The organism is Flavobacterium endoglycinae, assembly GCF_017352115.1.
Classification (GTDB): Bacteria; Bacteroidota; Bacteroidia; order Flavobacteriales; family Flavobacteriaceae; genus Flavobacterium; species Flavobacterium endoglycinae.
Genome location: NZ_CP071448.1, coordinates 1,325,001 through 1,339,567, shown reverse-complemented (window position 1 = coordinate 1,339,567; position 14,567 = coordinate 1,325,001). Strand labels below are relative to the sequence as shown.

General features: G+C 37.1%; 9 protein-coding genes, 2 tRNA genes and 2 rRNA genes (1 of these 13 only partly in view). 5 read left to right on the top strand and 8 right to left on the bottom strand.

The window, feature by feature from the left end:
* Positions 1-37 precede the first annotated feature (37 nt).
* The 8 genes from kdpA to J0383_RS05640 form a co-directional block, all read right to left on the bottom strand.
* A complete protein-coding gene (kdpA, locus tag J0383_RS05675; RefSeq protein ID WP_207297469.1) occupies positions 38-1,759 on the bottom strand; it encodes a potassium-transporting ATPase subunit KdpA in 1,722 nt (573 codons plus the stop codon).
* 110 nt (positions 1,760-1,869) lie between these two features.
* The gene (gene kdpF, locus J0383_RS05670; RefSeq protein WP_073489533.1) at positions 1,870-1,947 is read right to left on the bottom strand and encodes a K(+)-transporting ATPase subunit F; all 78 of its coding nucleotides are present in this window, start codon (positions 1,945-1,947) and stop codon (positions 1,870-1,872) included.
* Positions 1,948-2,115: 168 nt separating this feature from the next.
* Positions 2,116-2,397, bottom strand: coding sequence for a DUF7674 family protein (locus J0383_RS05665; RefSeq protein WP_207297468.1), 282 nt, complete (start codon positions 2,395-2,397; stop codon positions 2,116-2,118).
* Positions 2,398-2,702: 305 nt separating this feature from the next.
* Positions 2,703-4,058, bottom strand: coding sequence for a sigma-54-dependent transcriptional regulator (locus tag J0383_RS05660; protein ID WP_207297467.1), 1,356 nt, complete (start codon positions 4,056-4,058; stop codon positions 2,703-2,705).
* Between the two features lie 273 nt (positions 4,059-4,331).
* Positions 4,332-7,865, bottom strand: a complete 3,534-nt coding sequence (locus tag J0383_RS05655; protein WP_239023249.1) for an ABC transporter permease/M1 family aminopeptidase — start codon at positions 7,863-7,865, stop codon at positions 4,332-4,334.
* A 4-nt stretch (positions 7,866-7,869) separates the two neighbouring features.
* Positions 7,870-8,754: an ABC transporter ATP-binding protein gene (locus J0383_RS05650; protein WP_207297465.1), complete on the bottom strand. Its 885-nt coding sequence runs from the start codon at positions 8,752-8,754 to the stop codon at positions 7,870-7,872.
* 117 nt (positions 8,755-8,871) lie between these two features.
* Positions 8,872-9,078, bottom strand: a complete 207-nt coding sequence (locus J0383_RS05645) for a helix-turn-helix domain-containing protein (RefSeq protein ID WP_008466864.1) — start codon at positions 9,076-9,078, stop codon at positions 8,872-8,874.
* A 2-nt stretch (positions 9,079-9,080) separates the two neighbouring features.
* Positions 9,081-9,596, bottom strand: coding sequence for a DUF2975 domain-containing protein (locus tag J0383_RS05640; RefSeq protein ID WP_207297464.1), 516 nt, complete (start codon positions 9,594-9,596; stop codon positions 9,081-9,083).
* Positions 9,597-9,770: 174 nt separating this feature from the next.
* Here J0383_RS05640 and J0383_RS05635 point away from each other — a divergent pair, with 174 nt between their 5' ends.
* The 5 genes from J0383_RS05635 to J0383_RS05615 all read left to right on the top strand — a co-directional run.
* Positions 9,771-10,775 (top strand): LLM class flavin-dependent oxidoreductase, encoded by a 1,005-nt coding sequence (locus tag J0383_RS05635; RefSeq protein WP_207297463.1) that lies wholly within the window; start codon positions 9,771-9,773, stop codon positions 10,773-10,775.
* 1,104 nt (positions 10,776-11,879) lie between these two features.
* Positions 11,880-13,393 (top strand): 16S ribosomal RNA (locus tag J0383_RS05630).
* 126 nt (positions 13,394-13,519) lie between these two features.
* Positions 13,520-13,593: transfer RNA gene (locus J0383_RS05625), tRNA-Ile, on the top strand.
* Positions 13,594-13,737: 144 nt separating this feature from the next.
* Positions 13,738-13,811, top strand: a tRNA-Ala gene (locus J0383_RS05620).
* Between the two features lie 136 nt (positions 13,812-13,947).
* Positions 13,948-14,567 (top strand): 23S ribosomal RNA (locus J0383_RS05615); it runs 2,265 nt beyond the window's last position.
* Together the 16S and 23S rRNA genes with 2 tRNA genes alongside form the textbook arrangement of a ribosomal RNA operon.

Genomic DNA, 14,567 nt, shown 5'->3' with positions numbered 1-14,567 from the left:
ATGTTTTTAAATTCTTTGTGGATATTCAAATCGAACATTATTTCAGTGTGAAATATTCAGCAAGTGGACCTAATGCCAGAGCAGGAAAGAAAGATAAAGCCGCAACAATCGCGATTACAGCAAAAATCATGATTCCGAAAATCGTTGTATCCGTTTTTAAAGTTCCTGCACTTTCTGGAATGTATTTTTTGTTGGCTAATAAACCAGCAATTGCCAAAGGTCCGATGATTGGGATGAAACGGCTTAGCAACAAAACAATTCCTGTAGTGATATTCCAAAATGGATTATTATCGCCCAAACCTTCAAAACCAGAACCATTATTAGCAGCACTCGAAGTATATTCGTATAACATTTCAGAGAATCCGTGATTTCCAGGATTGTTTAGCCAGCCCGTTGCATTTCCGCTGAACCAATAACCCATTGCAGTATCATGGGCAGCAAAATAAGAAGCTAAAGCGGTTCCTGCTAAAACTAATAATGGGTGAAGAATAGCAATGAAAGCGGCAATTTTAACTTCGCGGGCTTCAATTTTCTTTCCGAAAAACTCGGGAGTTCGACCAACCATTAATCCAGAAATGAAAACAGCCAGAATAATGAAAATGTAAAAGTTAAGATAACCAACACCGCATCCGCCATAAAATACATTGACCATCATAGCCAATAACTGCATCGCTCCCGAAACCGGCATCGAACTATCGTGCATACTGTTTACAGAACCTGTAGAAATCACTGTTGTGGCAATACTCCAGAAACCTGAAATAGCTGGACCAAAGCGGACTTCTTTTCCTTCCATAGCTCCATTTAGTTGAGAAATTCCCATTTTTTCGATAGCAGGATTTCCACTGATTTCGCTTGACATTGTCGGAATTACCAAGAGTAAAAATCCAACCGTCATTACACCAAAAATGATATAAGCGAATTTTTGTTTTTTAAGAAAGAAACCAAGTGCGAAAATCATCGCAAACGGAACAATCATTTGTGCCCAAAGCTCAACAGCATTGGTAAAATAAGTAGGGTTTTCTAAAGGATGCGCCGAGTTCGCTCCGAAAAATCCGCCACCGTTTGTACCAATATGTTTAATGGCAACAAAAGCAGCAGCTGGTCCGCGAGAAACCTCCACATGATCACCTTGTAAAGTAGTGATAGCATCTTTTCCTTCAAAAGTCATTGGAGTGCCGCTAAAAACCAAGGCAATTGCTACGATTGCTGAAAGTGGCAATAAAATACGAGTACAGCTTTTTACAAAATAGTTGTAGAAATTTCCTAGTTTGTCAGTTGTTCTTTCGCGCATAGCGGTAAAAACCATTGCAGCAGCAGCAATTCCGACACCAGCCGAAACAAATTGTAAAAACATTAATACCATTTGTGACAGGTAAGAAACCCCACTTTCACCTGAGTAATGCTGTAAGTCGCAATTGACTAAAAATGAAATGGTTGTATTAAAAGCCAAATCAGGCGACATTGATGGATTGTTATCTGGATTTAACGGTAAAGAACCCTGAAAAAGCAACACAAAAAAGCAGAGAAAGAACCAAAGCATATTGATGCTTAAAAGTGCTTTTAAATGCTGTTTCCAATTCATTTCTTCAGCTGGATTGATACCGCTGATTTTAAAAATAATTTTTTCAAGCGGATTGAAAATTGGGTCAAGAAGCGTTTTGTCTCCTAAAAATACTTTAGCAATATATTTTCCGAAAGGAATCGCTAAAACAATAGTTAGGAGAAAAATACCTATAACACCTAATAATTCTGTATTCATAATATTGTGAGTTGTTGATTGTAAAAAATGAAATGTGAAGTTGTGAAAAGTGAGATGAGATTTGAGAAATGAAAGGCATCTAACATTTCACTTTTGACATTTCACACTTATTAGAATTTTTCAGGTTTAATTAATACATAAACCAAATACACGAAAACGGCAATTGAAACAATAAAGAGTGCAGTCATGATTTAGATTTTTTCAAAGAATTCAACAGATTTAAAACAAATAGCAAACAGCAAAACGGCCAATGCGAGTAAAAGAATTGTGATCATAGTTATTTTAGAATTTAGATTTCAGATTTTAGATTGTTGCAGAAACGATTAAACAATTAAACAGTTAACCGATTAAACTTTTTAGACTCCCGAAGTATTAACCTGTTTGATATATTCTGCTTTAAGAGTTTGCGGGAAAAGATGTGAAATATTGCAGTGGCGCATTTCCATAAAAGAAGAAACCGAAAAAACATACACGTTTGAAATAGCATTTTTAGTCTCGATACTGCCAGTAATAAATAGACGTTCGGCAAGCGCTAAACATTTTTTAGCACGAACGATATTGCCGCAGATAATGTTTTTTTTAGTAATCTCGGCAAAGCGTTCCGCTTGTTTGTAAATAGAATTAACTTGATTTTTCATGAGAAGGAATTTTGATGTTCTTTCTCCTTATGCCAAAAGATATTCCTAAAATGTGAAGTAGAGTGTAAAGTCTTGTAAAATAAGAAGTTGTTTTTTTGTGCCAAAAATCAGGCATAAAAAAAGCCTATCAAAATGATAAGCTTTTATTAAAACGATAGGTTTATTTTTATCCGTTTCCTGCAAGGTTTTCAAAACCTTGTAGGTATTCTAGGTTAATCTAATACTTTAAAATTTAAACCTACAAGGTTTTGAAAACCTTGCAGGATCGTAAATGATTTTAAAAGTGAAGTATTGGAATTTGGAATTTAAATTTTGGAAATTTCTATCCCATATTCCTCAATCTTTCTATACAAAGTCGCAATCCCAATTTCCAACAATCTCGCCGTTTCAGCTTTATTTCCTTTAGTATAATTTAAAACCTTTTGAATGTGTAATTTCTCAATACTTTGCATAGAAAAAGCCGACATTGGTTTGTTGGTTTTCTCTGTTTGATGCTGGATTTCATAAGGTAGAACATCAGAAGTCAAAGTATCGCCATTGCTTAAAATAACCGATCTCTCGATAACATTTTTGAGTTCACGGATGTTTCCCGGCCAAGAATAATTTTCTAATTTCTCGAGAAAATCAGCTGCAGTATGTAATGTCTTTTTATTCGTTTTTTCAGAAAATTGCTTCACATAATAATTAGCGAGTAACGGAATATCTTTAGCTCTTTCACGAAGTGAAGGAAGTTTGATTTCGAAAATATTCAAACGGAAATACAAATCAGAACGGAAACGATGTGCTTCACTTTCTTCTTTTAAATCTCGGTTTGTTGCAGCAATTAATCTAAAATTAGATTTTTTAGAAGTCGTGTCTCCAACGGGAATATATTCGCTAGTTTCTAAAACACGTAATAATTTTGCCTGAAGATCAATTGGCATTTCACCAATTTCATCCAAGAATAAAGTCCCGCCATTTGCTTCTTCAATAAAGCCTTTTTTATCTTTCAAAGCTCCGGTAAAAGCACCTTGTTTATGGCCGAAAAGTTCACTTTCTAAAATTTCCTTACTGAAAGTGCTGCAATTTAAAGCCACAAAAGATTTTCCTGCGCGATTGCTGTTTTCATGAATTGCCTGTGCAAAAACCTCCTTTCCGGTTCCTGTTTCTCCAGTCAATAAAACAGTCGAATCAGTTTTGGCTACTTTTTGGGCCAGATCAATTACCTGTTCAATTCCTTTTGATTTTCCGATTATGGTATTGAAGGAATATTTATCACCAATACGTTTTTCAAGTTGTTTTACTTTTTTCTGCAAATGCACTTTTTCGACCGCTTTATAAAGAAGCGGAATAATCTTGTCGTTATCATCGCCTTTTACAATATAATCGAAAGCGCCATTTTTCATCGCCTGAACACCGTCGGGAATATTTCCGAAAGCCGTCAGCAGAATAACTTCTGCCAAAGGGAAACTGCTTTTTATGTTTTGCACAAAATCAACGCCGTTTCCATCTGGAAGTTTTACATCACACAAAACAACATCAATATCGGTTTGCTCCAGTTTTTTAAAACCAGATTTTAAATCTTTCGCTTCAAAAACTTCAAATCCTTCCGATTTTATTATGCGAACCAGCAGACTTCTCAGTTTTTCTTCGTCGTCTATAATTAAAATTTTGTGTGTCATTTGCAGAGATGCTAAACCAAATTTTGGTATTTGATGTACAAATTTAGGGTTAAAATCGGTTTGCTTTTTTGATTGAGGAGAATTATTTAGAAAAGAATCTGTGGGTAGAAAAATAAACACATAGAAACATAAATTTTTCTTTGTTTAAAAGAAAGCTGAAAGAAACTCGTTTCTAACACATAGAAACTATGTGTATTAATGCAAGTGAAACGCCTTTAACAGCAAAAAAATCTATGTTTCTATGTGTTTAAAAAACTAACCGCAACGAAATTTTTAATCAATCTCTTTCTCGTTGTCCTTTATAAAAGTGTCAATGTTCATTAAATAAGGATCAATTACAATGCGTTGAGGTTTGTTTTTGATTTTAATTTTGCCTTGAATTTTATTGTTTTGGATTGGAAAAGTATAACAAGATAACTTTCCGTTTTCATCATAAATTCCGATATCAATTGTTGCATCATTGACAATTTGTTTGCGAATCCCTGTTGAGTTTTCGAGATATTTTTTAGAATCCGCTTTAAAAGAAACTTCATAAAAACCATTCTTTTTTACACTTTCAACTTCAGAAATTTTAGAAGAATAAGTAATAATCTTTTTAAACATTTCATCCAATTTGGGTTGAAGTTTGGAATCCGTAACTAAATAAATCTCTTTCAGTAAATCCGCAGAATCCGGAATTGTAGGATATTTATAATGACTTAAGAAATTATGCAAAGCCAGATTTACTTTTTCTTCTCCAATTAAAATGCGTAGTTGATGCATCACCAACATTCCTTTATCATAAGGTAGGTAAGGAGTTTCATAATTGGTTTTATATAACGGAGTTTCGGGCTCGTAACTACGGCTGCTCAAATACAAATCCAGATGAATTTTTAAAGTTTCCAACGCTTTTTCCAAACCATGTTCCTTTTCATACAACATTAATTCGGTGTATTGCGCCAGAGTTTCAGTCAAAATCCAACTTCCTTCTTTTTGTTCTGGACTAATTTGTGAATTTCCCCACCATTCGTGCGACAATTCGTGAGCCGTCAATTGATTGATGACATCTTCTTTATCTCGATTATTCAAGTTGCTGTAAAACCCAAAATTCTCTTTCATGAAAACCGTCGACGGATAGGAAGTTGCGGCAAATCCATCCGCGAAAGCAGAAACTTCGGCGTAGCGAATGGTTTTGTACGGATATTTCCCAAAGTTGTTTTGGCAATAATCCAAGGTATTTTTTAGATCCTGAATTAGTTTGGTAACATTTTTAGAATGCCTTTTATCAAAATAAACTTCGATTGAAATTCCTTTATAATTCGTTTTTTGAATTTCATATTCGGCAGAAGAAAAAGCAAATCGAAATGGAATCTTTTCATTAGATTTATAATGGAAATAATTACGGTTGTCTTTTTTCCAACTTTCAATTAAATCTCCAATTCCAATTGCGGTTTGATTTTTTGAAGTCGAAACGACAACATCATAATCAATAAAATCATTTATCGTTTTCGATTTTTCTTCCAGCTTTTTCAGCGGTGTTTGTGATTTTAAATGTCTTTTTGTACGCTCTTTTTTACTGCTGATTTCATTAGAATCTTGATAACCAAAAGTTGGAAAGTAACGGCTTATTCGCATAAACGAACCATTTTCAATAATCGAATTAAAAGCAGTATGACCTTTAAAGGACGACCAGGTTGAGGTAAAACAAAAACTCATTTTCATTTTCTGCTTTAGCTGTAAAGGCTTTTCCAATCGATACCAATAATGCTGAAATTGAGAAGCATCATCGAGATTTTTGGCGTTTTCAATTTTAACAGAAGTCAGTTTCGAATTTCGATCTATATATAGGAGTAAACTATCAATTGGTTTTTCCGAATTATTGATCAATTCATAAGTGCCTTTCACTTCATAACGATTTTCTTCAGGAAACAAATCAACTTTACTTTTAACTGCAATAATCGTTGGCTGGGCAAGATTCGTATATTTTTTAAACCGCTTTTCGTATTGCTCGCTCCAATTATTGTAATCGTCTTTCGTTAAATACGGATATTCAATATTGGTTTTATAAAAAAGAAAACTTCCAAAACCAATAAAAAGAATACTTCCGAAAGCAAAAATTGTTTTCTGAATAGCATTAAATGAATTTCTTCGAATGGTTTTTAGAATAGTCGAATTTCGTTTCCATAAAATTCCGGTCAAAGTTAGCAGCATCAAAGCCACACCAAAATTGTACAACATCGAAATATGAAACGGAAAAGTATAATTTCCAAAACCATTCAAATCAAAATATTCTCTTTTAAAAGAATCTCCAAATCGGAATAGCGGATGTGAAATTCCTAATTGTTCTCCAATTCCTGTGCAAAACAAAAGCACAATAAATGCGGAAATGGCCAATCCTAAATATTTGTTTTTAATGAAAGTCTGAATGGCAATTATCAAAATCGAAATCAAAAACAATGGAAATCCAATATAATAAAACATTGAAAGGTAAAGTCCAATTTCAATTGGAGCGTTTGCATGTATGATTTGAAAACCAATTCCAATTAAAATAGTGATTCCAATCAAAATCATCGGAATCATAAAAAGCGTCGTCAATTTTGAAATCAAAACTATAAATTGAGAATACGGCGCTGTATTTTCGAGCATTTCAAATCTTGAATTTTCGCTTCGATTTAATAATTCACTACTATAAAAAAGAGTAATCAGAATTAAAATAAAGGGTAGGCGATCCATAATGGTGGAAATCATCAAAGCCGTATTGGTAATATTTTCTGCCAATCTGATTCCGCCGTCAATTTCATCTGAAATCTCAATCGTTAATATTCCCGAAAATAAAATCGCAATCAGTAAAAAAGGAATCCCTTTTAAAACCAAATAAATATCCATTTTCAAATTGCTTTTAAAAACGGCCCAATTATGTTTTGAGGTTTTGAATTGCTGTTCTGGAATTAAAGCAGAAAATACTTTTGCCTCTTTTCTATTGATTTTAACCGACTTTACCTTTTTAGTTTTTGTTTTTCGAAATGAAAACAATTTATAAGAAACAAAAATCAGAAGGAAAGAAACGCAAATCCAGATAATTCGATTGAATAAAAAGTTGCCTGAAAGCGAAAGCAATTGGGTGTTTTTTTCTATGGATGTCCAATATCTCGTTTGTTCTAAAAATGCAGCCAACCCAAACGGATCTATTTTTGCGGCCAAAGACATCGCTTTCGCGGAAGACGGAGAAGCATTTGCAAATAAAGGCGAATTAGAAAAAATCGAACCCGCTATATATAATAGGTAGATGAATAAGCCGCCAACATAAATAAAAAGTTTGCTTCGCGTAAGCCAAGCCAACGTTGCAAGAATCGAAAGACATAAAAGAATATTAGGAATAACAATTACAAAATAAGGCCAGAGGTAATTTAAAACTTCAAAAGGACCAATTTCGCTTTTCGGAATCCATGACATTTGATGCCCGATAATCATTCCGATGATGAACATTCCAAAAGAAGAAATCGCAATTACAAAAGCAGTGATAAACTTGCTTCCCAAAAAATGAAATTTAGAAATAGGAGTAGAGAAGAGAATCGCATCAAATTTGGTTTCGTATTCTTTTAAAAAATGCTGTGCAACTTGAAGTGTGATGGAGAAAATCGTCATCAACGATAGCAAACCAATCGCATAAGTCAGGGTAAATGGACTATTTTTATAAGCGCCCGAAAACGAAAAGTTCGCAAAAGCACTCACAAGAAAGCCAAGAATCAGATATATAATATAGGTAGCATAAAAAGCCCAGTTTCTGGTATTGTTATGCCATTCAAATTGAATTAATTTCGAAAACATAACGTTATTTTTTAAGTTGATTTTGAGATAAAATATTGAAATAAACATCGCTCAAATCTGGAGAAGTCAATTCAAAACCAGAATCAGGCTTTTGATCAGAGAAAACATGAATGTTGATTTTTCCAGAATTCAAATGAGACGAAATTATATTAAAATGTTCCTGATGCTCTTTCAGTTCATCTTTATGAATGGCTTTCGTCCAGATTTTTCCTTTCAAAGAATCAACTGCTTCATTTGGATTTCCTTCCAAAAGCAACTTTCCGTTAGAAATAATCGCCATTTTGGTGCACAGATCGCGAACATCTTCTACAATATGTGTGGACAAAACCACGATAATACTTTCGCCAATTTCACTTAAAAGATTATTGAAACGGTTTCGCTCTTCAGGATCAAGTCCCGCAGTCGGTTCATCAACAATGATAATCTTCGGATTTCCTAGCAAAGCTTGAGCAATTCCAAAACGTTGACGCATGCCGCCCGAAAAAGAATGCACCGCTTTGTCTTTGTGCTGTAGTAAATTGGTTTGCTGCAGCAAATACAAAATCTGTTCATGTCGTTCTTTTGTATTGACAATTCCCTTCAAAATCGCCAAATGATCCAATAAACGATAAGCAGAAATCTTTGGATAAACGCCAAATTCCTGCGGAAGATATCCCAGATTTTCTCTAATAAACATTGGATTTTCGAGAATGTTGGTTCCGTTAAACTCGATAATTCCCGAAGTCGGTTCTTGCAAAGCTGCAATGGTTCGCATTAAAGTTGATTTTCCAGCGCCATTCGGTCCTAATAAACCAAACATTCCGTTTGTAATGTCTAGCGATAAATGGTCAATCGCCTGCGTGCCGTTCTCATACGTTTTGCTGAGATTCTTGATTGATAAACTGTTCATTTTTTGATTGATTTTTGATGATTATATAAATGATGATTTGAAAATTTTAGACAATAGAATGCCTCTCGGCGTTAAAATGCCGATTTTTAGATTCAGAAAATTTGATTTAAAAGAAAGCTACTCGCTTACATATTCTAAAATGTCGCCAGGCTGGCAATCCAGAATTTTGCAAATAGCTTCGAGAGTATCAAATCGAATACCTTTTGCTTTTCCCGTTTTTAGAATCGATAAATTAGCAGGCGTTATATCTAGTTTCTCTGCCAATTCTTTACTCTGCATCTTGCGTTTGGCAAGCATGACATCAACATTTACAATTATTGGCATAGCTATATAAATAAGTCTTGTTCGTTCTGAAGGTTTAAACCTTGTTTAAAAATGGCAGCTAAAAAATAAGCAAAAGCGCCAAGCATTCCGTGCAATATGATAAAAAGTGCCACTTCATTATCTAAAGGAACGAAGAAGAACGCAAACAGTATCACGATACTCGGAATGAATAAATTTGATAAATAAAAACGTTTTAAGTGCACAACTCCATTTTGGGTAAACAGTTTCGGCTGAAAGAAAACTTTAAAAACATTACTGCTCAATAAAAAGAAAAGTCCATAAAGACTCAGCGGAGCCAGAAAATCAAAAAGAATATACGGCAGGTTGTAATCGCCCAACATTACAGGATGTATAGTAAACGGATAACAAACCTGAAAATATTTGCCATTATCTTTGAAAGTTAAAAACAGACCTGTTGTTAATGCAAAAACCGAATAAGCAGCCAGAAAAAAGTAGATGGCTGATAAAATTCTGGTGAAATAAAATAATATTCTCGAAACAATGTGAGTGGTCTTCATACACAGAAAATTAAATTTGATATTGCAAATGTATAATTAATTATTGTAAAACAATAATTAATTATTAAAAAATAGATATTTAGAACGATTTACGAATATTATAATTCTATTAACATTAGAAAACCAAAGGCATTCGCATAAATGGCTTAATTTTGCATTTTAGCCTTAATTTATATGAAAAACCCAATTTCAGTCTCAATATTAGAGCTTGCAATTATCACTCAAGATAGTAATGCAACAGAAACATTTCAAAAAACTAAAGACATTGCTCAATTAGCAGATAAACTCAGATACAAGAGAATCTGGCTGGCAGAACACCATAATATGGCACACGTTGCCAGTACAGCAACGGTGGTTTTGATTGGTTATGTGGCAAGTCAAACCGAAAATATCCGCGTAGGTTCTGGCGGAATCATGCTGCCGAATCACTCCCCTTTAGTAGTGGCAGAGCAATTCGGAACTTTAGAAACGCTTTATCCTAACCGAATCGATTTAGGTTTAGGAAGAGCACCGGGAACAGATCAGCCAACTGCCGAAGCAATTCGAAAAGACTTTTTCGAGCAAGCACAAAGATTTCCACAAAACGTAAGCAAACTTCAAGAATACTTTTCATCTGAAAATGCAACAGGAAAAGTTCGTGCATTTCCAGCTGAAGGTCTAAATGTGCCAATCTGGATTTTAGGTTCCAGTATGGACAGTGCTGCTCTGGCGGCAGCTTATGGATTACCTTATGCTTTCGCTGGGCACTTTGCACCAAAGCTGATGATTCAGGCATTTGAATTTTATAGAGAAAATTTCCAGCCATCAGAATATCTAGACAAACCAAAAACAATGGCGTGTGTAAATATCATTGCTGCCGATACAAACGAAGAAGCAGAATTGCTTTCAACAAGTTTGTATCAAATGTTTCTAAACTTAATTAGAAACGACCGCAAAGGATTACAGCCGCCAGTTTCATCATTAGATGATATCATGAACGAAGCAGAATGTTTCCATGTAAACCAAATGACAGCAGGAACCTTTACAGGAAACAAAGAACAATTAGTAACCGATTTAAAGAGGTTTATAGACTATGCAAGAATCGACGAACTTATGGTAACAAGTCCAATCTTCGATCACAAAGCAAAACTAAAAAGCATAGAAATCACAAAAGAAGTAATAGATGCTTTAAATCAATAATACATATTATATATGGTATAGTTTTTACTCTTTAATATATATAAGAGTAATTCTCATTTCAAACCCGACGGTTTTCCAAAACCAGTCGGGTTTGTTTTTTTGTTACATATTATATAAGTATAGAATGAATGTTTAAGAATAGCAAAGCAGAATCTAGGCGCCATGAAACCCGACAGGTTTTCAAAACCTGTCGGGTTTACTATTTATATAATAGTGCAGATTATAAGCTGAGCGCAGCGAAGCAATACAGTTTTTGGAATTTGGAATTTAAAAAATGGAATTTTAATAAATATAAGGAGCTATTTCCCGCTATCCGCTTCAATCTTTTTGGGGCGAACCCCGCTCCAAAAAGGATTTCCGCTCCTATCGGGGCTAGGGCACCGGTTTTCAGAATAGGCTATAGGGAGAAACTTTGCGCCTTTGCGCCTCTGCGAGAGCAAAAGGGGCAGAAGGGAGGCTTTCGGATCTTAAATTCTTTCCATAGAGCGGGCATAAAATCTGAAAATTCCGCAAAACTGCCAATCTAAACGATGGGTAAAATAAGAAAAACACGTCTGAATTCAGAAAAACCCCACAGGAAATTAAAAATAATCAAAATGTAAAAGCACTTCTGCCAGCGGGTTAAGAAAAACATCGAAAAAAGATGGAAAAAATGTAAAAAAAAGTCTTGTAAATGTAAATAAAGGTTCTACTTTTGCACCCGCATCAGCGAAACGCTCTTAGAAATACCGGCAGGCATTTGAATTGGAAGGAAAAGAAATTTTCGAAAAAAGTTCAAAAAAAGCTTGCGGGAATTGAAAAAGCTTTTTACATTTGCACCCCGCAAAACACGGAAAGTTCCTTGGCAGACTGGAAGAAAAATTGGAAAATGAGACGAAAAAAAAGTTTTAATTTTTTTTAAATTTTTCTTGCAGGTTTTAAAAAGAAGTTTTAGTTTTGCACCCGCTTTGAGAGACAAGCGGAAAAGAAAAGAAATTACGTTCGTAGACATATTGAATTGACAGCCGTTCTGATGAAAATCAGAACAGATAAAATAAGGGTAATAGAATCGATTAGATTCGAAAAGAACCGATAGTAAGCATCGAATTATAATATAAAAAATATACGATGAAGAGTTTGATCCTGGCTCAGGATGAACGCTAGCGGCAGGCTTAACACATGCAAGTCGAGGGGTAGGGGCTTTCGGGCCTTGAGACCGGCGCACGGGTGCGTAACGCGTATGCAATCTGCCTTCCACAGAGGGATAGCCCAGAGAAATTTGGATTAATACCTCATAGTATTACAGGATGGCATCATCCGGTAATTAAAGTCACAACGGTGGAAGATGAGCATGCGTCCCATTAGCTTGTTGGTAAGGTAACGGCTTACCAAGGCGACGATGGGTAGGGGTCCTGAGAGGGAGATCCCCCACACTGGTACTGAGACACGGACCAGACTCCTACGGGAGGCAGCAGTGAGGAATATTGGTCAATGGGCGCAAGCCTGAACCAGCCATGCCGCGTGCAGGATGACGGTCCTATGGATTGTAAACTGCTTTTGTACGGGAAGAAACACTGATTCGTGAATCAGCCTGACGGTACCGTAAGAATAAGGATCGGCTAACTCCGTGCCAGCAGCCGCGGTAATACGGAGGATCCAAGCGTTATCCGGAATCATTGGGTTTAAAGGGTCTGTAGGCGGTCTTGTAAGTCAGTGGTGAAAGCCCATCGCTCAACGGTGGAACGGCCATTGATACTGCAGGACTTGAATTACCGGGAAGTAACTAGAATATGTAGTGTAGCGGTGAAATGCTTAGATATTACATGGAATACCAATTGCGAAGGCAGGTTACTACCGGTGGATTGACGCTGATGGACGAAAGCGTGGGGAGCGAACAGGATTAGATACCCTGGTAGTCCACGCCGTAAACGATGGATACTAGCTGCTGGGGGCGACTTCAGTGGCTAAGCGAAAGTGATAAGTATCCCACCTGGGGAGTACGAACGCAAGTTTGAAACTCAAAGGAATTGACGGGGGCCCGCACAAGCGGTGGAGCATGTGGTTTAATTCGATGATACGCGAGGAACCTTACCAAGGCTTAAATGCAGACTGACCGGTTTGGAAACAGATCTTTCGCAAGACAGTCTACAAGGTGCTGCATGGTTGTCGTCAGCTCGTGCCGTGAGGTGTCAGGTTAAGTCCTATAACGAGCGCAACCCCTGTTGTTAGTTGCCAGCGAGTCAGGTCGGGAACTCTAACAAGACTGCCAGTGCAAACTGTGAGGAAGGTGGGGATGACGTCAAATCATCACGGCCCTTACGCCTTGGGCTACACACGTGCTACAATGGCCGGTACAGAGAGCAGCCACTGGGCGACCAGGAGCGAATCTATAAAGCCGGTCACAGTTCGGATCGGAGTCTGCAACTCGACTCCGTGAAGCTGGAATCGCTAGTAATCGGATATCAGCCATGATCCGGTGAATACGTTCCCGGGCCTTGTACACACCGCCCGTCAAGCCATGGAAGCTGGGGGTGCCTGAAGTCGGTGACCGCAAGGAGCTGCCTAGGGTAAAACTGGTAACTAGGGCTAAGTCGTAACAAGGTAGCCGTACCGGAAGGTGCGGCTGGAACACCTCCTTTCTAGAGCCTGGGTGTTAGTCAGAGACACGCCCAGGAAATAAGATGCCCGCTTAAGGTTCTGGATCTTAAGATTGTATTACTCTTGCTGTTAATTTAAAAAAATGATAAAAGAATTAAGTAAAACAGAGTCTCGTAGCTCAGCTGGTTAGAGTACTACACTGATAATGTAGGGGTCGGCAGTTCGAGTCTGCCCGGGACTACTTTTTAAGAATTTCCGGTTAAAAAAACCGGGGATTAAGAATTAAAAAGACTGTTGAATGCTTAAGGAAAAGGAAATTTTAGAGGTTGAGGCCTTATGAGAAATAATTCATAACTCATAACTAATAACTCATCACTAAAGAAATGGGGGATTAGCTCAGCTGGCTAGAGCGCCTGCCTTGCACGCAGGAGGCCAACGGTTCGACTCCGTTATTCTCCACGAAACTATCATGAAATGATAGATTAAAGTTCATTGACATATTGGGATAAGAAAATAATAAGAAAGTAGAAAGCGTTTTTTACAGTTTTATTGTAAAAAACAAAAAAAAACGGATCATATTAAATTATGATTTGGTGCAATAAGCAAAATAAGGGCGTATGGGGGATGCCTAGGCTCTCAGAGGCGATGAAGGACGTGATAAGCTGCGAAAAGCTGCGGGGACTGGCACACACAGATTGATCCGCAGGTATCCGAATGGGGCAACCCGCTATATTGAAGATATAGCACACCGATAGGTGGGCAAACCCGCTGAACTGAAACATCTAAGTAGGCGGAGGAGAAGAAAACAAAAGTGATTCCGTAAGTAGTGGCGAGCGAACGCGGAACAGCCCAAACCAGAATTGTTACGGCCTTTCTGGGGTTGTAGGACCATGAGATTTTATGCACAAGGAACCGGAAGCTGCTGGAAAGCGGCGCCGTAGAGGGTGACGGCCCCGTACGGGCAACGAGTGTAATAGATAATGGTATCCTGAGTAGGGCGGGGCACGTGAAACCCTGTCTGAATTCGGCGGGACCATCCGCTAAGGCTAAATACTCCTGAGAGACCGATAGTGAACCAGTACCGTGAGGGAAAGGTGAAAAGAACCGTGAATAACGGAGTGAAATAGATCCTGAAACCATACGCTTACAAGCGGTCGGAGCCCTTTAGTGGGGTGACGGCGTGCCTTTTGCATAATGAGCCTACGAGTTAACGCT

Coding starts and splice junctions, on each gene's coding strand:
- J0383_RS05640 (WP_207297464.1), bottom strand. CDS start 9,596: ATGAAGACCACTCACATTGTTTCGAGAATATTATTTTATTTCACCAGA.
- J0383_RS05645 (WP_008466864.1), bottom strand. CDS start 9,078: ATGCCAATAATTGTAAATGTTGATGTCATGCTTGCCAAACGCAAGATG.
- kdpA (WP_207297469.1), bottom strand. CDS start 1,759: ATGAATACAGAATTATTAGGTGTTATAGGTATTTTTCTCCTAACTATT.
- J0383_RS05655 (WP_239023249.1), bottom strand. CDS start 7,865: ATGTTTTCGAAATTAATTCAATTTGAATGGCATAACAATACCAGAAAC.
- J0383_RS05665 (WP_207297468.1), bottom strand. CDS start 2,397: ATGAAAAATCAAGTTAATTCTATTTACAAACAAGCGGAACGCTTTGCC.
- J0383_RS05635 (WP_207297463.1), top strand. CDS start 9,771: ATGAAAAACCCAATTTCAGTCTCAATATTAGAGCTTGCAATTATCACT.
- J0383_RS05660 (WP_207297467.1), bottom strand. CDS start 4,058: ATGACACACAAAATTTTAATTATAGACGACGAAGAAAAACTGAGAAGT.
- J0383_RS05650 (WP_207297465.1), bottom strand. CDS start 8,754: ATGAACAGTTTATCAATCAAGAATCTCAGCAAAACGTATGAGAACGGC.
- kdpF (WP_073489533.1), bottom strand. CDS start 1,947: ATGACTGCACTCTTTATTGTTTCAATTGCCGTTTTCGTGTATTTGGTT.